19 protein-coding genes are annotated in these 18,831 nt (G+C 68.2%); 8 read left to right on the top strand and 11 right to left on the bottom strand.

Going from position 1 to position 18,831, the window contains the following annotated elements; genetic code table 11:
• Window positions 1-188 precede the first annotated feature (188 nt).
• The 3 genes from ACYQ2W_RS12380 to ACYQ2W_RS12390 all read left to right on the top strand — a co-directional run bounded on the left by ACYQ2W_RS12380 (window position 189) and on the right by ACYQ2W_RS12390 (window position 3,044).
• A complete protein-coding gene (locus ACYQ2W_RS12380; protein ID WP_459867253.1) occupies window positions 189-998 on the top strand; it encodes an NADH-quinone oxidoreductase subunit B family protein in 810 nt (269 codons plus the stop codon).
• Complete coding sequence (locus tag ACYQ2W_RS12385) at window positions 991-2,289, top strand: Ni/Fe hydrogenase subunit alpha (protein WP_459867256.1); 1,299 nt, start codon at window positions 991-993, stop codon at window positions 2,287-2,289. The genes ACYQ2W_RS12380 and ACYQ2W_RS12385 overlap by 8 nt, the downstream gene beginning before the upstream one ends.
• Window positions 2,290-2,525: 236 nt before the next feature.
• Window positions 2,526-3,044 (top strand): hydrogenase maturation protease, encoded by a 519-nt coding sequence (locus tag ACYQ2W_RS12390; protein ID WP_459867259.1) that lies wholly within the window; start codon window positions 2,526-2,528, stop codon window positions 3,042-3,044.
• Between the two features lie 64 nt (window positions 3,045-3,108).
• Here ACYQ2W_RS12390 and ACYQ2W_RS12395 read toward each other — a convergent pair whose 3' ends face one another.
• The 5 genes from ACYQ2W_RS12395 to ACYQ2W_RS12415 form a co-directional block, all read right to left on the bottom strand.
• A complete protein-coding gene (locus tag ACYQ2W_RS12395) occupies window positions 3,109-3,510 on the bottom strand; it encodes a response regulator transcription factor (protein WP_459867262.1) in 402 nt (133 codons plus the stop codon).
• 154 nt (window positions 3,511-3,664) lie between these two features.
• Entirely contained in the window at window positions 3,665-5,596 is a 1,932-nt protein-coding gene (locus tag ACYQ2W_RS12400; RefSeq protein WP_459867265.1) for a putative bifunctional diguanylate cyclase/phosphodiesterase, read from the bottom strand.
• Window positions 5,597-5,598: 2 nt separating this feature from the next.
• Window positions 5,599-6,453 (bottom strand): HDOD domain-containing protein, encoded by an 855-nt coding sequence (locus ACYQ2W_RS12405; protein WP_459867268.1) that lies wholly within the window; start codon window positions 6,451-6,453, stop codon window positions 5,599-5,601.
• Window positions 6,443-6,808, bottom strand: coding sequence for a hypothetical protein (locus ACYQ2W_RS12410; protein WP_459867271.1), 366 nt, complete (start codon window positions 6,806-6,808; stop codon window positions 6,443-6,445). The genes ACYQ2W_RS12405 and ACYQ2W_RS12410 overlap by 11 nt, the downstream gene beginning before the upstream one ends.
• Before the next feature lie 138 nt (window positions 6,809-6,946).
• On the bottom strand, window positions 6,947-8,305 hold the full coding sequence (locus ACYQ2W_RS12415) for an AmpG family muropeptide MFS transporter (protein WP_459867274.1): 1,359 nt from the start codon (window positions 8,303-8,305) through the stop codon (window positions 6,947-6,949).
• 222 nt (window positions 8,306-8,527) lie between these two features.
• Between ACYQ2W_RS12415 and thiL the strand changes: the two genes are divergently transcribed.
• Together thiL and ACYQ2W_RS12425 are read left to right on the top strand one after the other, a co-directional pair.
• Window positions 8,528-9,487 carry a thiamine-phosphate kinase gene (gene thiL, locus ACYQ2W_RS12420; protein WP_459867277.1) on the top strand — a complete coding sequence of 320 codons (960 nt, stop codon included), beginning with the start codon at window positions 8,528-8,530 and terminating at the stop codon, window positions 9,485-9,487.
• Between the two features lie 9 nt (window positions 9,488-9,496).
• Entirely contained in the window at window positions 9,497-9,964 is a 468-nt protein-coding gene (locus tag ACYQ2W_RS12425) for a phosphatidylglycerophosphatase A family protein (protein ID WP_459867280.1), read from the top strand.
• A gap of 202 nt (window positions 9,965-10,166) precedes the next feature.
• Here ACYQ2W_RS12425 and ACYQ2W_RS12430 read toward each other — a convergent pair whose 3' ends face one another.
• The 3 genes from ACYQ2W_RS12430 to hpnD all read right to left on the bottom strand — a co-directional run bounded on the left by ACYQ2W_RS12430 (window position 10,167) and on the right by hpnD (window position 13,204).
• Window positions 10,167-10,913: a YciK family oxidoreductase gene (locus ACYQ2W_RS12430; RefSeq protein WP_459867283.1), complete on the bottom strand. Its 747-nt coding sequence runs from the start codon at window positions 10,911-10,913 to the stop codon at window positions 10,167-10,169.
• Window positions 10,914-11,036: 123 nt separating this feature from the next.
• A complete protein-coding gene (gene hpnE, locus ACYQ2W_RS12435) occupies window positions 11,037-12,356 on the bottom strand; it encodes a hydroxysqualene dehydroxylase HpnE (protein WP_459867286.1) in 1,320 nt (439 codons plus the stop codon).
• The gene (gene hpnD / locus ACYQ2W_RS12440; protein ID WP_459867289.1) at window positions 12,335-13,204 is read right to left on the bottom strand and encodes a presqualene diphosphate synthase HpnD; all 870 of its coding nucleotides are present in this window, start codon (window positions 13,202-13,204) and stop codon (window positions 12,335-12,337) included. Before hpnD ends, hpnE begins: the two co-directional genes overlap by 22 nt.
• A gap of 259 nt (window positions 13,205-13,463) precedes the next feature.
• Here hpnD and ACYQ2W_RS12445 point away from each other — a divergent pair, with 259 nt between their 5' ends.
• Window positions 13,464-14,789 carry a YjgN family protein gene (locus ACYQ2W_RS12445; protein WP_459867292.1) on the top strand — a complete coding sequence of 442 codons (1,326 nt, stop codon included), beginning with the start codon at window positions 13,464-13,466 and terminating at the stop codon, window positions 14,787-14,789.
• Window positions 14,790-14,802: 13 nt separating this feature from the next.
• Entirely contained in the window at window positions 14,803-15,828 is a 1,026-nt protein-coding gene (locus ACYQ2W_RS12450; RefSeq protein ID WP_459867295.1) for a M48 family metallopeptidase, read from the top strand.
• Window positions 15,829-15,864: 36 nt separating this feature from the next.
• On the opposite strand, the gene ACYQ2W_RS12455 is transcribed toward ACYQ2W_RS12450, so the two are convergent.
• The 3 genes from ACYQ2W_RS12455 to hpnC form a co-directional block, all read right to left on the bottom strand.
• Window positions 15,865-16,410, bottom strand: coding sequence for a hypothetical protein (locus ACYQ2W_RS12455; RefSeq protein WP_459867298.1), 546 nt, complete (start codon window positions 16,408-16,410; stop codon window positions 15,865-15,867).
• A gap of 17 nt (window positions 16,411-16,427) precedes the next feature.
• Complete coding sequence (locus ACYQ2W_RS12460) at window positions 16,428-16,628, bottom strand: hypothetical protein (RefSeq protein ID WP_459867301.1); 201 nt, start codon at window positions 16,626-16,628, stop codon at window positions 16,428-16,430.
• Window positions 16,629-16,903: 275 nt separating this feature from the next.
• The gene (gene hpnC / locus ACYQ2W_RS12465) at window positions 16,904-17,761 is read right to left on the bottom strand and encodes a squalene synthase HpnC (RefSeq protein WP_459867304.1); all 858 of its coding nucleotides are present in this window, start codon (window positions 17,759-17,761) and stop codon (window positions 16,904-16,906) included.
• Window positions 17,762-17,946: 185 nt separating this feature from the next.
• On the opposite strand from hpnC, the gene ACYQ2W_RS12470 reads away from it, so the two are divergent.
• Complete coding sequence (locus ACYQ2W_RS12470) at window positions 17,947-18,804, top strand: hypothetical protein (protein ID WP_459867307.1); 858 nt, start codon at window positions 17,947-17,949, stop codon at window positions 18,802-18,804.
• The last annotated feature ends 27 nt before the right edge of the window (window positions 18,805-18,831 follow it).

Consider the following 18,831-nt stretch of genomic DNA (forward strand, 5'->3'; position numbering starts at 1 on the left):
CGTGGCCGTCGGGCGTGCCGGTGGGCACGGCGGTTGGATGGATTGCCGAGCGTTGCGGCGGGCAAGGCCCGGCCGATGAACATGTATCGTCCGCAAACGGATGCGATGATTTCCCTTCTCTTCATTTGCGTCCATTCGCGTTCATTTGCGGATAAATCTTCTAGCGGGACTAGCACAGAGGTCAGACCATGACCAAGAAGGTACCGATCCACAGCAAGCCGCGGGTTGCGGTGCATAAGTTCAGCTCCTGCGACGGCTGCCAGCTCGCCTTTCTCAACATGGGCGAAGAGCTGGTTACCCTGACCCAGTTGGTGGATATCGTCCACTTCGCCGAGGCGGGCCCGGTGGACCCGGAGGCGAAGGTGGACATCGCCTTCGTCGAGGGCAGCGTCACCACCATGGAGGAGGTGGAGCGGATCAAGCGGGTGCGGGAGAATTCGAGCTATCTGGTGGCGATCGGCGCCTGCGCCACCTCCGGCGGCCTCCAGGCGCTTCGTTCATTGGCCGACGTCCGCGACTGGACCGCCGATATCTACGCCTCGCCGCAGTATATCCACACCCTCGACAACGCCACCGCCATCGGCCAGCACATCAAGGTGGACCTCACCCTGTGGGGCTGCCCGGTGAATACCCGCCAGGTGGTCGCCGCGGTACGTGCGCTACTCTTCGGCGTGGAGCCGGCGGTCTCCCGCGACAAGGTCTGCCTGGAGTGCAAGCGCTCCGGCACCGTCTGCACCCTGGTGGCCCACGGCAAGCCCTGCCTGGGGCCGGTGACCAATACCGGGTGCGGTGCCCTCTGTCCCCGCTTCGGCCGCGACTGCCACGGCTGCTTCGGTCCCTCCGACAACGTCAACGCCAACGCCCTCGGGCGCCGTTTCGAGGGGCTGGGGCTGCTGCCCGACGAGGTGGCGCGCCGTTTCCTCTGCATCTACAGCGGCGCCCGCGATTACGCCGAGGTGGGTTTGAAGTACAAGTTCAAGGAGCCGGCCCATGGCTGAGTCCCGCCAAGTCTCGATCAAGGTTCCGCTGCTCGCCCGTGTCGAGGGCGAGGGGGCGCTCGATGTGGCCATCCGTGACGGGGCCATCGACAAGCTGAAGCTGCGCATCTTCGAGCCGCCGCGCTTCTTCGAGAAGTTCCTGGAGGGGCGCGACTACCACGAGGTGCCGGACATGGTGGCGCGCATCTGCGGCATCTGTCCGGTGGCCTACCAGATGAGCGCGGTGCACGCCCTGGAGAAGATCTTCCGCATGGACCCCGGCCCGTGGGTGCGCGAGATGCGCCGCCTGCTCTACTGCGGCGAGTGGATCCAGAGTCATGCGTTGCACATCCATCTGCTCGCCGCCCCCGACTTTCTCGGCTTCGGCAGTGCCCCGGAGATGGCCGGTCAGTACCCCGACGAGGTGCGCCGCGGGCTCAAGCTGCAAGGACTCGGCAACGAACTGATGCGCCTGGTGGGCGGCCGTTCGGTACACCCGATCGGTACCCGCATTGGCGGTTTTCATCACGCCCCCGATCCGCGGGATGCCGCGGCGCTGGCCGACAAGTTGCGCGCGGCGTTGCCGGATGCCGCGGCGCTGATCGGTTGGACCGCTTCCCTGGCGATCCCCGACGACCGCCAGCGCTTCGTCAGCGTGGCGTTGCGCCACCCCGACGAGTTCGCCTTCTGCGAGGGGCGGCTGGTCTCCGACAACGGTCTCGACATCGAGATCGGTCAGTACGAGCAGCGTTTCGAGGAGCTGCACGTCGCCCACTCCACCGCACTCCATTCGTTGTTCGACGGCAAGCCCTATCTGGTGGGGCCGCTGGCGCGGGTCAATCTCAACCGCGATCAGCTCCCCGAGTCGACCCGTGACCTGCTCGATGCCAGCGGCATCCGTTTCCCCTCCGACAACATGTTCCACAGCGTGGTCGCCCGGGCGGCCGAGCTGCATTACGCGCTGCTGGAGGCGATCCGCATCCTCGATGGGTACCATAAACCCGATTCGCCCTATATCGAGGCGACGCCGCGGGCCGGGGTGGGCTACGGCTGTACCGAGGCGCCCCGCGGCATCCTCTGGCACCGCTACGAGACCGACTCCCGCGGGCGTATCCGTTCGGCGCGCATCGTCCCGCCCACCAGCCAGAATCAGGCACGGATCGAGGAGGATCTGCGGCTGTCGCTGACGGGCTTGGGGTTGGATCTGCCCGACGACGAACTGCGGCTGCGCGGCGAGATGGTGATTCGCAACTATGACCCCTGCATCTCCTGTTCCGTGCACTTCCTCAAGTTGAAGGTGGATCGCGGTTGAACGCCGGTGTTTTCGTTCGGTGGTGGTTTCGATCGTGAAGGGGATGGGGGCGGTTGTCTTGGGGGGGGGCGTTTCCCGATGCCTCCGTAGTCTGCAACGCTCCGGGTTCCCCAGCAGTGTGCGGCAACGAGCGTTCGTGCCTTCGTTCAGCACGACGCGGAGCGTCGAACAAGACGTTTCCACGCAGAGCGTGGAAACGAGGGAGTGCAGAGCGTGGAAAGGAGGGAGTGCAGAGCGTGGAAAGGAGGGAACTCTCCGCGTTCGGCCGGGAGGTGGTGTTTGTGACGGCGCTGGTACTGGGGGTAGGGTCGCCGTTCGGGGACGATCGGTTGGGTTGGGTGCTGGTTGAGCGATTGCGGGCGTCGGGTTTTCCGGCTCGCGTCCCCGAAGTGCGGTTCGAGACCGCCGACCGTCCCGGTGCGTTGCTCCTCGCTGCGCTGGAGGGGGTGGAGGAGGCGATCCTGGTCGATGCGGTGGAGGGAGGGCTGGCGCCCGGGGAGATCGTTCGTCTGGAAGGAACGGCGGTCGAGGGGCGGGCGGAGAGCCTCTTTTCCAGCCATGGGCTTGGGGTCGGCCCAGCCCTCCAGTTGGGGCGGGCGTTGGGGCAGTTGCCGCCGCGGTTGATCCTCTACGGCATCCAGCTTTCCACGGTGCCGTTCGCGGAGACGGTGGATGCTCCGTTGAGCGTGGCGGTGGCGGATGCGATCGATTTGTTGTTACCGATGATCGAACGGGATCTCTCCGGGTTCGCGTAGGGTGTCCCACGAAAATTCCTGACCGTTCACCGCCCCCGAGCGAAGCGACGGGGGCGGTGAACGGTCAGGAATTTTCGTGGTGGAGGAACTTGCGGCGGTATTCGTCCCACTGCTCCCTGACTCGCTCTCCCAGGCTGGTGATCCGCTCATCCTTGACGAAGTAGTGAAACGCCCCGGCCCCCAGGCACTCGTCGGCGACCCGCCCGTCGGCGACGCCGGTCAGGATCAGGATCAGGGTGTGGGGTGCGCTGTCGGCGATCCGCCGGGTCAGTTCGACGCCGTTGACGTGGGGCAGGTTGAGATCGACCAGGGTGATGTCGGGGTTGAGTTCCGCCACCTTCTCCAGCCCCTCCTCGGCATCACCGGCGGTGGCGAGCACCTCGAATCCCGCCTCCCTCATCACCTTGGAGACCACCAGCCGCAGACTCGGCTCGTCGTCGATGATCACGGCACTGGCGATGGCCATAACCCCAACTCCCCGCAAGATGGAAACCTCACGAAAAGTGTAGTTCGAATTCCCCGCCGAAGCGGCATTCCAAAATCAATGACCGATAAACCATCCGCCCGCCCTCCGCCCCTCCGAGCGAAGCGAGGGAAGGGGCGGAGGGCGGGCGGATGGTTTATCGGTTGAGGAAGGCGATCAGCGCCTCTTCGGGCAGCGGCTTGCTGAAGAAGAACCCCTGGATGTAGCGACCGCCGAGGCCGCGCAGGAATTCGAGCTGCTCGGCGGTCTCCACCCCCTCGGCGACCACTTCCAGGTTGAGGGTGGCGGCCATCGCCATGATCGCGCGCACGATCGCCGAGTCGTCGCCGTCGCCGGGCAGGTCGCGGATGAACGAGCGGTCCACCTTGAGGACGTCCAGCGGGAAGCGCTTGAGGTGGGCGAGCGAGGAGTAGCCGGTGCCGAAGTCGTCGATCGCCAGCTGTACCCCCAGTTCGTTGAGGCCGTTGAGCATCGATACCGCGCGGGGGACGTCGCGCATGATGGTGCTTTCGGTCAGCTCCAGCTCGAAGCGGTGGGGCTGGATCGCGTGGAACTGGAGGATCTCCTCCACCTGGGTGGTAAGGCCGGCGTCCATGAACTGGGTGGCGGAGAGGTTGATCGCCACCTTGATGTCGCCGAAACCCTGCTCGCCGAGGCGGTTGAGGAAGCGCGCGGCCTCCTCCATCACCCACTGGCCGGCGGGGATGATCAGCGAGCGGTCGTCCTCCAGCAGCGGGATGAACTCCATCGGCGGCACCAGCCGGCCGTCGCTGCGCTGCCAGCGGATCAGCGCCTCGACGCCGGCGACCCGGCCGGTGGTGATGTCCATCTGCGGCTGATAGTGGAGGACGAACTCCTCGCGCTCCAGGGCCTGGCGCAACTGGGTGGCCAGCGTCAGGTGGTCGAGCGCCTTGGCGTTCATCTTCGGCGCATAGAACTGGTAGGTACCCTTGCCCTGGGCCTTGGCGTGGTGCATCGCGATGTCGGCCTGGGCGAGCAGGGTCTCCGGGTTGCGGCCGTCGTCGGGGTAGACGCTGGCGCCGACGCTGGCGGTGGCGTAGATCATCTGGTCGGCGATGGAGAAGGGCTGGGCGACCACGTCCTGGATGTGCAGCACCGCGTCGGCCAGCTCGTCCACCTCGTTGGCCGCCGGCAGCAGCACGCAGAACTCGTCGACGCCGAGGCGGGCGACGGTGGCCTCCTCCAGTGCCGGCATGATCGCGGAGTTGTTCCCCTCGGTGATGTGGTGGGCGAGCCGTTCCCCCACCTGCTTGAGGAACTCGTCGCCCCACTGGCGACCGAGGGAGTCGTTGATCAGCTTGAAGGCGTCGATATCGAGCACCAGCACGCCGATTCGCCGCTCGCGCAGCTCGGCGTGCTTGATCGCCTGGGTCAGGCGGTCGAGGAACAGCACCCGGTTGGGCAACCCGGTGAGGTCGTCGTGGGTGAACTGGTAGCGCAGCTCCTCGGTGCGTTCGGCGACGGTCGCCTCCAGCGCCAGATTCTCCTCGCTCAGCAGGTGGTAGAGCTCGGCGCTCTCCAGCACGTAGGCGGAGTGGTGGAGGATGATCGAGAGCAGGTGCAGGCTCCCCTCGGGGATTGAGTCCAGCGGTTGGGAGGGGACACCGATGAACATGCCGCGGATGCGCGTCTTGGTGGTCAGCACGTGGAGCACCATCGAGCAGTCGCGCAGCTTCGCCTGGTAGATCACCTCACGGTTCTGGTTGATCGCCCAGGCGAACTCGCCCGATTCGATGATCCGGTCCACCTCCTGCTGCATCCACTCCCAGTCGCTCTCCGGGAAGGCGTCGAAGAGGACGAAGCTGGCGTCCTCCTCGCTGACCGTGAGGAAGGCGACGGTCTGCCAGGGGAACAGCCGCTCCAGGTACTCGCGGGTGCTGCGCAGGATCACCGCCGGATTGCGGCCGTGCCAGACGTTGTTGTGGACCTCGCGCAGGGAGAGCAGCAGGTCGAGGCCGAAGAGGTGCCAACGGTTGGTCTCCTCCAGGTACGCGACGCGTGCCTGGAGGGCCTCAAGGTCTCGCTTGTCGCCTTGCGGGACGCTCATGGTCACTCCTCATCATCCAGGAATAGCCGAATTGCCTCACCGGTCTGCTCGTCGGTGTGGGCGACGATCGCCTCCAGGTGGCGCTCGGTGAGTTCCAGCCGCTGCCATGCCTCGGCGTTGAAACGCGGCACGAAGCCCTCGCCGCTGGTACCCCACTGGAGCGCGTTGGCGATGACGTCGGCGATGTGCAGTACCGCCGCCTCCATCGGGTAGTGCTGGGCGACGTGGGGGGCGTGGTGGTAACCGACCGCTTCGATCTGCGCCTTGGGCAGCTTCCACATCTGCAGCAGCAGCCGGCCGATGTCGGCGTGGTTGAAGCCGAGCTGCTCCTTTTCCACCTCGAACAGCAGACGCCGGTCGCGCTGTGCCTCGTCGATGATCCCGGCGCACACCTCGGGGATGCGGTTGTACATCACCAGCCGGCCGATGTCGTGGAGCATGCCGAGGACGAAGAAGCGTTCGATGTTGTTCTCCCGCCGTGCAGTGGCGATCACCCGCGCCGCGGCGCCGCAGCAGATGCTGTGACGCCAGAACGACTCCATCGACACCAGGCTGTTCTCCATTCCCTTGAACATCCGTACTACCGTGGTGGCGAGCGCCAGCTCGCGCAGTTGCTTGGTGCCGATGATCGACATCGCCCGCTCCACCGTCTCGATCTTCGACGGGAAATTGTAGAGCGCGCTGTTGGCGATGCGCAGCAGGCGGGCGGTGAAGCCGGTGTCGTCGGCGACGATCTTGCCGATATGGGCGAACGACGAGTTGGGGGCGTCGATCGCCTCGTCGAGCCGGCGGTAGAGGCTGGGCAGCGAGGAGACCTGGGTGGTCCCGCGCATCAGCTGCTCGGCGCTAACGGCCATGGCCGGCCCCCGCGTTGTGCTTGACGAAGCGCTCCACCACCAACGAGGCGAGCGCCGCCGCGGCCGGGTGGTTCATGTCGACGTGACGGAAGAGCTGCTCGGCGTGGGCCATGCCGCGGGTGACCAGCTCGGGGTCGGCGGCGGCCAGCGGGTGGGGGTGCTCCACCGCATCGCGCTGACGGGTCTGTTCGTCCTCCTGCACCGTCACCTCGGCGATGCCCCAGGTGCGCAGCACCTTGAGGGAGCGCTCGGTCAGCGCGACGCCGGCGCGCACCAGCAGTCGACCGCTGCGATCCTTCACATCCTGCTCCAGGACCATGCCGGAGGTCAGGTCGTCGGTCAAAAGGGTAGGCATGAAGAGACGTTCCGGGGGATTCAGATTCAGACTAGCAGACGGGTAACGTTTGTAATGGTCGATTGTAGCGTGTTTTTTACCACGCTTTGAGGGTGGCGGGCAATGCGTAACCCCTCGTACGAGGAGTGGTTTTGCCTCTCAACCGACCGTTTCGACGGGGGACGGCGCGGGTGTCTGGAAACGTCGCGCCATCCAGATCAGCAGCAGCAGACCGGGCAGCGCGGCGAAGGTGGTGAGGACGAAGAAGCTGACCCAGTCGAGACGGTCGGCGAGCCAGCCGCCGCCGGAGGAGAGGAGCGTGCGGCCGAAGGCCATGAATGAGGAGAGCAGGGCGTACTGGGTGGCGGTGTAGGCGACGTTGCACAGGCTGGAGAGGTAGGCGACGAAGGCGGCGGTGCCCATGCCGCCGCTCAGGTTCTCGATGGCGATGGTGGCGGTGAGCAGGCCGAGGTCGTGGCCGGCCATCGCCAGGATGGCGAACATCAGGTTGGAGACCGCCTGCAGCAGGCCGCAGTAGAGCAGGCTCTTCAGGATGCCGAAGCGGCTCACCATCAGCCCGCCGAGGATGCCGCCGATGATCGTCGCCGCCAGGCCGAAGGCCTTGCTGATGTTGGCGATCTCGATCTTGGTGAAGCCCAGCTCCACGTAGAAGGGGTTGCTCATGACGCCTGCCAGCGCGTCGCCGAACTTGTAGAGCAGGATGAAGGCGAGCACCAGCAGCCAGCCCCGTCGGCCCATGAACTCGGCGAAGGGGGCGATCACCGCGCCATGGATCCAGGCGAGCGCGGTCCCAAGCCGCGGCGGCAGGTCGGGGCGGCGGGCGAGGAAGGCGCTCACCCGCGCCTGCTGCTCGCGCGACTCGCGGCTCTCGTGGACCCGCGGTTCGGGGTTGAGGAGGACCGTGACCATGCCCACCACCATCAGCGCCGCCATGGCGAAATAGGTGGTGTGCCAGCCGAAGAAACTGGCGGCGTAGAGGGCGCCGGCGCCGGAGACCAGCATGCCGATGCGGTAGCCCAGCACGATCATCGCCGCGCCCGCGCCGTAGCGCTCCTCGTCGAGGATCTCCACCCGGTAGGCGTCGATGACGATGTCCTGGCTGGCCGAGCAGAAGGCGACCAGCAGGGCGAACAGCGCGGTGAGGACGGGATCTTCCGCCGGGTTGGTGGTGCCGAGACCGAAGATCGCCCCCATCAGCGCCAGTTGGGTGAACAGCGCCCAGCCGCGGCGGCGGCCGAAGCGGCGGGTGAGCAGCGGGATCGGCAGCCGGTCGACCAGCGGGGCCCACAGGAACTTGAAGGTGTAGGGGGCGCCGACCAGGGCGAACAGACCGATGGTGGTCTTGCTGATCCCCAGCTCGGCCAGCCACAGGGTCAGGGTGCCGAAGGTGAGCGCCAGCGGCAGGCCGCTGGAGAAGCCGAGAAAGAGGATCGCCAGCACCCGCCGGTCCCGATAGACCCCGGCGGCCTTCAGCCAGGGGTGGTTCGCCAGAGTCATTTGCGTGGATCTCGTTGAGGGGGTGTTTTCAACACGAAGCGTGAATGGTTTGTTGCTGGGCCGGGTATTCGGAAAGTCGGCGCCGGGAGATTCGGTAGGGGCGGCTTCGATAAAGGGTTAAAACTCTCACCGTACGGGACGACTTCGTCGCAGACGGTCTGCACGGAGCACGGAGGCCGCATGGTACTATAGGCGCCCCGCGGAAAAACCCTCCCCGTCAATATGTCCCTCTCCGAATTCGGCCTGATCGAGCGCTTTTTCACCCGTCCGTCGCGTCGCGCGGGGGTAGCGCTGGGGGTGGGCGACGATGCGGCGCTGCTGCGGGTGCCGGCGGGGATGGAGTTGGCGGTGACGGTAGACACCCTGGTCGCCGGGGTCCATTTCCCGGAGGAGAACGGGGCGGCGGAGATCGCCCACAAGGCGCTGGCGGTCAATCTGAGCGATCTGGCCTCGATGGGCGCGGAGCCCGCCTGGGTGACCCTGGCGCTGACCCTGCCGGAGGCGGACGAGGCGTGGCTGGCGGCGTTCGCCGAGGGCTTCTTCGAGCTGGCCGACCACCACGGGGTGGCGTTGATCGGTGGCGACACCACCCGGGGACCGCTGAGCATCACCGTACAGGCCCACGGGCTGGTGCCCCACGGCCAGGCGTTGCGCCGCGACGGCGCGCGGGCCGGTGACGGGATCTACCTCACCGGCACGGTGGGCGACGCCGCCCTCGGCCTGGCGGACCATTTCGGCAAAAGGGCGCTGGAAGGTTCGGCCCGGGAATATTGCCGGGAGCGGCTCCACCGGCCATGGCCGCGGGTGCTGGAGGGGATCGCCCTGCGCGGGGTCGCCTCCGCCTGCATCGACGTCTCCGACGGGGTGGCCGCCGATCTCGGCCACATCCTGCGGCGCAGCGGCTGCGGGGCGCGCATCGACGCCTCGCGGCTGCCGCTCTCCGAGCACTTCGCCGCCGCCTTCGAGCAGCCGGAGGAGGGGTGGCGGGTGGCGTTGAGCGGTGGGGATGACTACGAACTGCTGTTCTGCGTGCCCGAGGCGCGGGCTGTCGAGCTGGCGCGACAACTGCCGGCCGACGGCTGCACCCGTATCGGCGAGATCCTGCGTGAGCCGGGACTGCGCTGCGTCGATGGTGCGGGGCGGAAGCTGGAGATCGGTGGTGGCTATCTCCATTTCGGGTAGGGTGTGCCCGTGACCAAACCCAATCTGACCAACCCGATTCATCTGCTTGCCTTCGGCCTGGGCTCGGGGTTGGCGCCGAAGGCGCCGGGGACCTTCGGCACCCTGGCGGCGGTTCCCCTCTACTTCCTGATTGCGCCGCTGCCGTTGCCGCTCTATGTGGCGTGGCTGGTAGCCGCCTTCATCCTCGGTGTGGCGATCTGTGACCGCACCTCCCGCGACCTCGGAGTCCACGACCACTCGGGCATCGTCTGGGACGAGTTCGTCGGCCTCTGGGTGACCCTGATCCTGGTCCCGCCGGGGTGGTGGTGGGTCGTGGTGGGCTTCCTGCTCTTCCGTCTCTTCGACATCTGGAAACCGTGGCCAATCGGCTGGGCCGACCGGCGGGTCGGCGGCGGCCTCGGCATCATGCTCGACGACCTGCTCGCCGGGTTCTATGCCTGGGGGTTGCTGCAGCTCGCGGCACGCGGGTTGGGATGAGGTTTTTTGGGGCGGCGAAGGCGGCGCCCGGATCGGGTGGTTGGTGACGTATGCGGAGAGGCGTTCCGTTCGGCAACGGCGGCCGCAGGCCGCCCTATAGGGCGCGCCGCGCGCGCCGTGTCAAACGAAGGCAGCGCTCCGGACGGGGCGCCGGGAGACCTGCCCGAAGGCAGCGGCCGTAGCCGCGCGCCATCCGACGGGACTACTGTGCGTCCAGCGCCTGACCATTGATCCCCTTCGAATCGGGGCCGAGGAGATAAAGAAAAGGGGCGATGATCTCCTCCGGCAGCGGGTTGATCGTCGGCACCTCGCCGGGGTAGCTGCGGGTGCGGAAGCGGGTACGCACCGCGCCGGGATCGATGCTATTGACCCGCACCACGGTCTGTTCCAGCTCGTCGGCCAGCGCGCCCATCATCGCCTCGCAGGCCGCCTTGGTGACGCCGTAGGCGCCCCAGTAGGCGCGCGGCTTGCGCGCCACGGCATCGGAGACGAAGAGCAGGGAGGCGTCCTCGCTCTTCAGCAGCAACGGGGCCAGCGCGCGGGTCATCAACAGCGGCGCGTTGAGGTTCACCTGCACCACCTTGAACCAGGTCTCCAGGTCGTGCTGCACCAGTGGCATCTGGCGGCCCAGTTCGGCGGCGTTGTGGACCAGCCCGTCGAGGCGGCCGAACTCCCCTTCGATGGACTCGGCCAGATCGTCGTAGTCCTTGGGCGCCGCGCCCTCCAGGTTCATCGGGAAGATCGCCGGTTGGGGGTGGCCCGCCTGTTCGATCTCGTCGTAGACCGCCTCCAGCTTGGCGGTGGTGCGGCCGAGCAGGATCACGGTGGCGCCAACGGCGGCGCACCCCTTGGCCAGCGCGCGGCCGATGCCGTCGCCGGCGCCGGTGATCAGGATGACGCGCTGGTGCAGCAGGTCGGTGGCGGGGGTGTAGTTCTCCGGTATCGGCATGGGCGGGCACTCGTGACGAGGAATGTACAGGAAAAATTGAAGAACATTCGAACCGCAGATTAACGCAGATTAACGCAGATTAACGCAGACTTGGACTGAGATATTCATCTGCGAAAATCTGCGTCAATCTGCGGTTACATTCTTTCTTTCCTCGTCCCTGAGGATTCGGGAGGCGCATTGTAACCCGCTTCGCACGGCCCCTTCGAGGGTCGCGGGCAGCCCGGTGGCGGTGTAATCGCCGGCCAGTTGGAGGCCGGCGATGGGGGTGTCGGCCGTCGGGCGCAGGGCCTCGGCGGCCGGAGTGGCGGAGAAGGTGGCACGCTTCTCGCGGATCACCCGCCACGCCAGCGGCGCCGGCCACCAAGGGAAACGCCGCGCCAGTTCCGTCGCCACCAGGTGGCCGAGGGTGGCGTTGTCGAGGGCGTTGTGGGCCCCCTCGGCGCTCAATACCACCGCCATCAACCCCGGCTGGCCGGCGCCGCGGCGGTCGAACAGCCACTGGGAGAGGGTGCCGAGCAGGCCGCTGATCGGCGCCGCCGCGGTCTCCGGCGGGTAGCGCAGGTAGACCGTGCAGATCGGCTGGTAGGCCAGCGCGGCGAGATCGGCGGCGGCACGCGGCAGCAGCGGCTCCAGCAGCCGCCGCGCCCCGGCGGGGTGGGTGGCGAGGATCACCTGTCTGCCGTCGATCCGCTCGCCGCCGCTCTCCACGCCGACCATCCGGCCCCGCTCGGCGACGAGCGCGGTGACCCGTCGGCCGGTCTCCATCCGGCCACCGCGGGCCTCGACGAAGCGGCGGGCCGGCTCCGGCAGGGCGCGGCCCAGGTCGACCCGCGGGATCAGCAGTTCGCTGTTGGCCCGCGGCGGGGCGAAGGCGTCGCGCAGGGTCCGCTTGAGGAGCCGGGCGGAGGCGATCTCCAGGGGGGTGTTGAGGGCGGCGACGCAGAGCGGCTCCCACAGCTTGCGGATCAGTGCCGGCGGTTGGCGGTAGGTCTCCAGCCAGGCGCGGGCCGTCCCTTCCGGCTCCTCCTTCGCCTTCAGCGCGGGATCGATGGCGAGTGCCCGCAGCCGCTCGCCGAGGGTCAGGCCGCCCGCCCGCAGCAGCCCCGCCGCGACGTGGAACGGGGCGGGCAGCGGGGCGGCGCGCAGGCGGAGGCCGTCGCCGTCGGCCGCCCACTGGTTGAGTTCCAGCGGGAGGCGCTGGAAACAGGTTTCCGGCGCGCAGCCCAGTTCGCGGATCAAGGCGAGGGTGTCGCGGTAGGCACCGATCAGCAGGTGTTGACCGTTGTCGATGGCCTGTCCGTCCCAGTGGACGGTACGGGCGCGGCCGCCCAACTGCGGGGCGGCCTCCAGCAGCCGCACCCTGCGCCCGGCGGCGCTCAATTGGACGGCGGCGGCGAGGCCCGCCCAGCCGCCACCGACAACTAGGACTTCGTCTTCAGCCATCGTCGGTGGCGCCGTTTCTCCCGCCAGGCGCAGCGCAGGGCGAGCCAGACCTTGCGCGGCTTGGGGATCGAGATGCGGTGGTCGAGCACGCGGAGGCCGTCGTGCTCGATCTCCTCCAGGTTGGTGCGGTAGATCTCCGCCATGATCAGGCCGGGAAGCTGGCTCAGGCGGTCTCCCTCCGGCAGCAGCTCGAACGCCTTGTCGTACTGTTCGCGGGCGCGGGCCGCCTGGAAGCGGAAGAGCTCGATGAACGGGGTGGAGTCGCGGGCGGAGAGGAGCTGGCCGGGGGTGTGGCCGAAGCGGGCCAGCTCGTCCAGGGGGAGGTAGAGGCGTCCCCGCTCGGCGTCCTCGCGCACGTCGCGCAGGATGTTGGTGAGCTGGAAGGCGAGCCCCAGGGCCTCGGCGTACTTGCGGGTGGCGCGGTCCTCATAGCCGAAGATCTCGGCGGCGAGCAGCCCCACCACGCCCGCTACCCGGTGGCAGTAGAGGGCGAGTTCGCGGAAGGTGGGGTAGCTGGCGTGGTCGAGATCCATCTCCATGCCGTCGATGATCTCGATCAGCAGGTCGCGGTCGAGGCCGAAGCGCTCCACCGGCCCGCTCAGCGCGAGGCCCACCGGATGCTGCGCCTGCCCGCCGTAGATCCGCCCCACCTCCTCGCGCCACCAGGCGAGCTTGATCCGCGCCAGGGCCGGCTCCGAGCACTCGTCCACCACGTCGTCCACCTCGCGGCAGAAGGCGTAGAGGGCGGTGAGCGCGCGCCGGCGCTCCGGCGGCAGGAAGCGGAAGCTCTGGTAGAAGCTGGAGCCGCTGCGCCGGGCGCGATCCTCGCAGTACTCGTCGGGGGTCATGGGAGCGGACTTTACCACGACCACCGGTACACACGCGCCCCAATATCGGCAACGTCGGCGACTCGCCGACGTTGCCGATATTGGGGCGCGTGTGTACCGGAGAATCGTCCGTCGGTCGGAGGGGGATTGGCTCCGTTTTTATGGTTTGCTTATGCTGTAACGATGCACGCGAAAAAAGGGTCGTTTGTTGGGGGGGGATTGAGACCCTTACGGCAACATTCGTTTTTTATATTTCTTCATTTTCCGGGAGGGAGTCGCCATGTCCGAAGGGTATTGCGTGATGTTTACGGGGGAGTTGCATGAGGGGGTGGATCCGGCGCGGGTGCGCGCCGGGCTGGTCAAGGTGTTCCAGATCTCCGAGGGGCAGGCGGCCTCGATCCTCGCCGGCGGCGAGCGGTTGATCAAGCGCGACCTCACCGAGGAGAAGGCGGCGCGCTGGCTGGAGGTGCTGGGCGGGCTCGGCATGGTCGCCCGCGTGGAGGCGCCGGAGCCGCCCCTGCTCGACCTGCCGGAGATGGGCGAGGAGGTCCCGGCGGCGGAGCAGGGGCCGGCCGAGCACGCCTTCCGCTTCACCGGCCAGGCCGGCGAGTATTTCCGCATCTGGATCGTCAACGTGCTGCTCTCCATCGTCACCGTGGGCATCTACTCCGCCTGGGCCAAGGTGCGCAACAACCGCTACTTCTACGGCAACACGGAGGTGGCGGGCGACCGTTTCGACTACACCGCCCGGCCGCTGGCGATCCTCAAGGGGCGGATCATCGCGGTGGTGCTGTTTCTGATCTACGCCTTCGCCAACAGCACCCATTCGCCGCTGGCCCTGGTGGCGCTGCTGCTGCTGATGGGGGTGATGCCGTGGCTGGTCGCCCGTTCGCTCGCCTTCCGCAACCGCAACACCACGCTGCGTAACATCCGCTTCGGTTTCGACGGCGGCTATGGCGGGGCGGCCAAGGCGTTCATCCTCTGGCCGCTGGTCGGCGCCCTCTCCCTTGGCCTGCTGATGCCGCTGGCGCTGCGTGAGCAGGACCGCTACATGGTCGGCAACGCCCGTTACGGCACCACCCCGTTCGCGTTCGACGCCGCGCTGAAGAGCTACTACAAGATCCTCGGCGGCACGCTGTTGATCCTCATCGGGGGCATCGTCGGCACGGTGTTGCTGAGCATGGCGATGGGCGGTGGGCTGGCGGCGCTCGGCGGGCCGCAGGCCGCCGGTTCACCGGCGATGCAGGTCGCGGCCATGGTGCCGACGCTGTCGATTCTGGTCGCCTACCTCTTCGCCTTCGCCTATTTCGCCGCCAAGCGTCACAACCTGATCTACAACAGCAGCCGTTTCGCCGACCACGGTTTCACCGCCAGCCTGGCGCCGCTGCGGCTCGGCTGGATCCAGGCGAGCAACTGGCTGGTGACCCTCCTCACCCTCGGTCTCGCCCGCCCCTGGGCGAAGGTGCGGCTGGCCCGTTACAAGGCCGACTGCCTCACCCTGGTCGCCGCGGGCGGCCTCGACGCCTTCACCGCCGCCGAGGAGGTGCGGATGAGCGCCCTGGGCGAGGAGGTGGGTGAGGCGTTCGATTTCGACATCGGTTTCTGAGCGGGGGCGCGGCGTGATCTCCATCGAAGGACGGCTCCACGACGGCACCACCTCGCGCGTCGTTCCGGCACGGCTCGATTTCTACGACGGCGGGGAGGTGGTGCTCGCGGCGGAGGGGGCGACGGCGGTGCGCCACGGCCGGTCGACACTGGAGATCACCGACCGGCTGGGCAACACCCCGCGGCGCATTCGCTTCCCCGACGGTGGCCAGTTCGAGACCGCCGACAACGACGCCGTCGATCGTGCCCTGCGTCACCGTCGGCTCGGTGGCGCCGGCTGGGTCCATCGACTGGAGCGCAGCTACCTGATCGCCGTCGTCTCCCTGCTGCTGGTGATTGTGCTCGGGGTGCTGTTTTTCCGCGACGGGGTGCCGGCGCTCTCCAAGGCGATCGCCTTCGGCCTGCCGCCGGCCGCCAGCAGCGCCCTCGGCAAGGAGACCTTCCATCTGCTCGATGAGCAGTTGTTCGACCCCAGCACCCTGGAGGAGGCGACCCGGGGGCGGCTGCGCGGCGAGTTTGCCGAGCTGAGCGCCGGACTCGGTCCCCACTTCCAGCTCCACTTCCGCCACGGCGGCGAGCGCATCGGCGCCAACGCCTTCGCCCTCCCCGATGGCACGGTGGTGATGACCGATGAGCTGGTGGCCCTGGCCGACAACGACCAGGAGCTGCTGGCGGTACTCGCCCACGAGGCGGGCCATGTGGTCGACCGCCACGGCCTGCGCCAGGTGTTGCAGCACTCCATCATCACCCTGTTCGTGCTCTACGCCACCGGGGACGCCTCCAATCTGGTGGCGGCGCTGCCGATGGTGCTGGTGCAGGCGGGCTATTCGCGGGCGTTCGAGCGGGAGGCGGACGGCTTCGCCCTGGAGCTGCTACGCGAGCGGGGGATCGCCCCGCGCAACTTCGCGCTCATCCTGCGCAAGATCGAGGCGGAGAACCGGGAGCGGCGGGAGGGAGCGGAGCGGGAGGGGCGGACGGTCTTCTCCTACCTCTCTACCCACCCCGACACCGAGGAGCGGGTGCGGGCGTTCCTGCATTGAAAAGAGGCCACCTGCGACCGACGTTCACCAGCGGTTTTAAGCTTCGTGACGCAGCTCGCCCGCCGGTTCGGCGGCGAACTCCACCCCCGGCTCCTGCCGCTTCATCCGCCACACCTCCAGCAGACCGGTCACCCGCTCGGCGATTTCCTCGTCCCGTCCCGGGGCGTCGTGCCAGTCCCAGCGCGAGGGAATGGAGATCTCGTTGCGTAGCGAGAGGATCTCGCCGGCGACGAAGGGGGCCCACGACTCGCCCACGTGGGCGGCGGAGTGCAGCAGGTGGAGCATCTTCTCCAGGTTTTCCCCACGCAGTCCGAGGTGGGTGTCGCTGATCTGGTGCTCCTCCTTCATCCGCTGGAGGAGCAGTACCGGGTGCTGGGGCTCGAAGCCGATCCGCTCCAGCCGCCCCTCGCGCAGCCCCCGTTCGGCGGCGTGGAGCGGTCGGTAGTGGATCTCGGTGGGGGCGTCGATCGACTGCAGGTGGCGCTTGCCGAAGGGCGCGACGACGATCCAGCGGCGGTCAGTGCCCTCACCGCCGGTAATCGAGATGCCGCCCTGGTAGATCTCGCCTTCTGTGAACTGCATGGCAGGACTCCTCCTGGCTAGAACAGCGAACGGGTGGGACGCAGCTCGGACCAACGGTCGGGAGCGACGCGCCGGGTGTGGCCGTCGGCGTATTCGATCAGGATGGTGTGGTGGGATGCGCTGAGCACGAGAAAGCTGCGCTGGCCGGCATCGCGGTAGATGCTGCCCACCTCGGGGGGGTGGACCGTGGTGCGGGGTTCTTCGGCAAGGTGCTCCATGGTGCGGTTCCACTGTCGCGGGAATTGGGAAAAATACGGTACCGCTTCGGTGTTACCGGGGAGTGAAGGATTTGTGAAATCCATACGCCGCTGTCCCCCTTTGTCGATTGTCGCTCAGGGTGGCCGCGCCCGTGCCGGACTTCGGCTTGTCGGCGGTGCCGGCGGAAAGGTTGCGGTGGGCGCAGCCCGCCCTATAGGGCGCGCCGCGCGCGCCGTGCCGAACGAGGGCACCTTGCGGGAAGGGTGGGAAAAAGCGTACTGGAAGGCGGTGCGCCCTATGCCGCCGGGAAGAGCGCGCGGCCGAGCATCCCGAGATAGTCGCCGCGACGCAGCCGCGGCCGTGCGAAGGGCGGCGCCTCCTCCAGCCGCCGGCAGACCCGCAGTCCCCCCTCCACGATCAACCGGATCTCTACCCCGAAGCGCCCTCGCAGCGCCCGCCCCAGCGGCGCGCCGCGCAGCATCAGCTCCCGCGCCCGGCGGATCTGGAAAGCCATCAGCTCACCCATCTCCGGGGTGACCCGCTCCGCGGCGATGTCCGCCTCGCTCACCCCGTACCGCGCCATCTCCTCCTGCGGCAGGTAGATGCGCCCCTGCTCGTGGTAGTCCTGCTGGACGTCCTGGTGGAAGTTGATCAGCTGCAGCGCCGAGCAGACGGCGTCGGAATGGGCCAGGTTCTCCTCGCTCGCCTCGCCGTTGAGGTGAAGCAGCAGCCGGCCCACCGGGTCGGCCGAGCGCCGGCAGTAGTCGAGGAGCGCCTCGAAGGTGGGGTAGCGTCGGGTGGTGACGTCCTGGCGGAAGGCGTCGAGCAGGTCGTGGAACGGCCGCGGGGGGAGGTCAAAGCGCGGTATGGCTTCGCTCAGCGCGATGAACACCGGATGGTCGGGGGGCGCGCCGGCCACCGCTCCGTCCAGCCACTCCCCCCACCGGGCCAGTTGGCGCAGCCGCGCCTCTGCCGGCGCATCCCCCTCGTCGGCGAAGTCGTCGGCGGCGCGGGCGAAGGCGTAGATCGCCGCCACCGGCCCGCGCAGTCGCCGCGGCAGCAGGATCGAGGCGACCGGGAAGTTCTCGTAGTGGCCGCGGGCGATCCGCAGACAGGCGGCGTAGGCGTCACGAAAAAGGGGCGAATCGGGCATCGGGCGATGATAGCAGCCGGCGCTTTCCCGCCGGGCCGCATTTTCACATTGCGGAAAAACGGTCGTATTATCGTCCCGGCGGTATCTACCGCCCATCGTCAATTCGCCCGCCTACCGTCAATGGTGCGGATACGCTCGGCACTCCCCGGACCGGGGAGTCCCTGGGACCTGTTGAGTGGTATGAAATGGAAGCGATCCTTCCCGGCCGTCCTGCCGGCCCCCCTCCGCTGGCCTTCTCCTTCGACGCCAACCGAGCCCCCGATGCACCGTCCCCCATCGCCGATTCCGACGCGCGCTCGCCGGCCCGCTGGCGACGGTTGGCCGACGCGCTGGCCAGGGAGCAGGGACTGAGCCGCTACCGGGCCGAGACGCTGTTCGAGCGCTGGTGCCAGGGGCGGGCGGCGATCGCCCTGGTCGGCGAGGAGATCGTCTCCTACGTCAGCCTGATCCCGCTCTTCGACGAGGCGGTGGAGGGGCGCCTGCGCCGCCGCCTCGGCGCGCCGGCGGGGACGGGGGAGGGGGGAGCGCTCTACGAATCGGCCACCGGCTGGACTCACCCCCAGTGGCGCCGCCGGGGGCTCAGCCTCCATCTGCGCCGCGCCCTGCTGGCCGGATTCGCCGCGCCGGACCGGCTGTTTCTCAGCGCCACCATCGGCCTGGGGGCCTCCCGGGTGCTGCCCGGGCTCGGTTGGCAATTGGTCTCCTGGGGGGCGTATCCTTTCGCCTCGGCGCTGATCGGGATGCCTGCGGACGGGGTCGCGGCGCTCGCCTCCCTCCGCTCGCGCCAGCCGGCGCGGCTCGCCCCCTATCTGGGGGACCACATCACGCCGCAGGGCGAGCCGCGGCACCGCTGGGCCGACCACTGCCACCTGTGGTTCTCGGACGAAGGGCAGGCCGCCGTCCTCGACCGGTGGCTGGCCGGGCTGGCGGGCGGCGATCTGGCGCGCTGGCGCAGGGCGGTGGCGGAGGGGGTCTACGGCAACCCCGGTGAGCCCGGTTGGAAGCCGTTTCTGTTTCGGGGGGCGTTCGGTCATTCGTACTGAGGCGCGACAAGAACAATCAATTATCAG

The organism is Endothiovibrio diazotrophicus, assembly GCF_054657215.1.

Excerpts from the sequence above, each read along its gene's own strand:
- ACYQ2W_RS12395 (WP_459867262.1), bottom strand. The coding sequence starts at position 3,510 with ATGGCCATCGCCAGTGCCGTGATCATCGACGACGAGCCGAGTCTGCGG.
- ACYQ2W_RS12470 (WP_459867307.1), top strand. The coding sequence starts at position 17,947 with ATGGAAGCGATCCTTCCCGGCCGTCCTGCCGGCCCCCCTCCGCTGGCC.
- ACYQ2W_RS12410 (WP_459867271.1), bottom strand. The coding sequence starts at position 6,808 with ATGCCTACCCTTTTGACCGACGACCTGACCTCCGGCATGGTCCTGGAG.
- ACYQ2W_RS12430 (WP_459867283.1), bottom strand. The coding sequence starts at position 10,913 with ATGCCGATACCGGAGAACTACACCCCCGCCACCGACCTGCTGCACCAG.
- ACYQ2W_RS12385 (WP_459867256.1), top strand. The coding sequence starts at position 991 with ATGGCTGAGTCCCGCCAAGTCTCGATCAAGGTTCCGCTGCTCGCCCGT.
- ACYQ2W_RS12415 (WP_459867274.1), bottom strand. The coding sequence starts at position 8,305 with ATGACTCTGGCGAACCACCCCTGGCTGAAGGCCGCCGGGGTCTATCGG.
- ACYQ2W_RS12460 (WP_459867301.1), bottom strand. The coding sequence starts at position 16,628 with ATGGAGCACCTTGCCGAAGAACCCCGCACCACGGTCCACCCCCCCGAG.
- hpnE (WP_459867286.1), bottom strand. The coding sequence starts at position 12,356 with ATGGCTGAAGACGAAGTCCTAGTTGTCGGTGGCGGCTGGGCGGGCCTC.
- ACYQ2W_RS12405 (WP_459867268.1), bottom strand. The coding sequence starts at position 6,453 with ATGGCCGTTAGCGCCGAGCAGCTGATGCGCGGGACCACCCAGGTCTCC.
- ACYQ2W_RS12455 (WP_459867298.1), bottom strand. The coding sequence starts at position 16,410 with ATGCAGTTCACAGAAGGCGAGATCTACCAGGGCGGCATCTCGATTACC.
- hpnD (WP_459867289.1), bottom strand. The coding sequence starts at position 13,204 with ATGACCCCCGACGAGTACTGCGAGGATCGCGCCCGGCGCAGCGGCTCC.
- ACYQ2W_RS12400 (WP_459867265.1), bottom strand. The coding sequence starts at position 5,596 with ATGAGCGTCCCGCAAGGCGACAAGCGAGACCTTGAGGCCCTCCAGGCA.
- hpnC (WP_459867304.1), bottom strand. The coding sequence starts at position 17,761 with ATGCCCGATTCGCCCCTTTTTCGTGACGCCTACGCCGCCTGTCTGCGG.
- thiL (WP_459867277.1), top strand. The coding sequence starts at position 8,528 with ATGTCCCTCTCCGAATTCGGCCTGATCGAGCGCTTTTTCACCCGTCCG.
- ACYQ2W_RS12445 (WP_459867292.1), top strand. The coding sequence starts at position 13,464 with ATGTCCGAAGGGTATTGCGTGATGTTTACGGGGGAGTTGCATGAGGGG.
- ACYQ2W_RS12380 (WP_459867253.1), top strand. The coding sequence starts at position 189 with ATGACCAAGAAGGTACCGATCCACAGCAAGCCGCGGGTTGCGGTGCAT.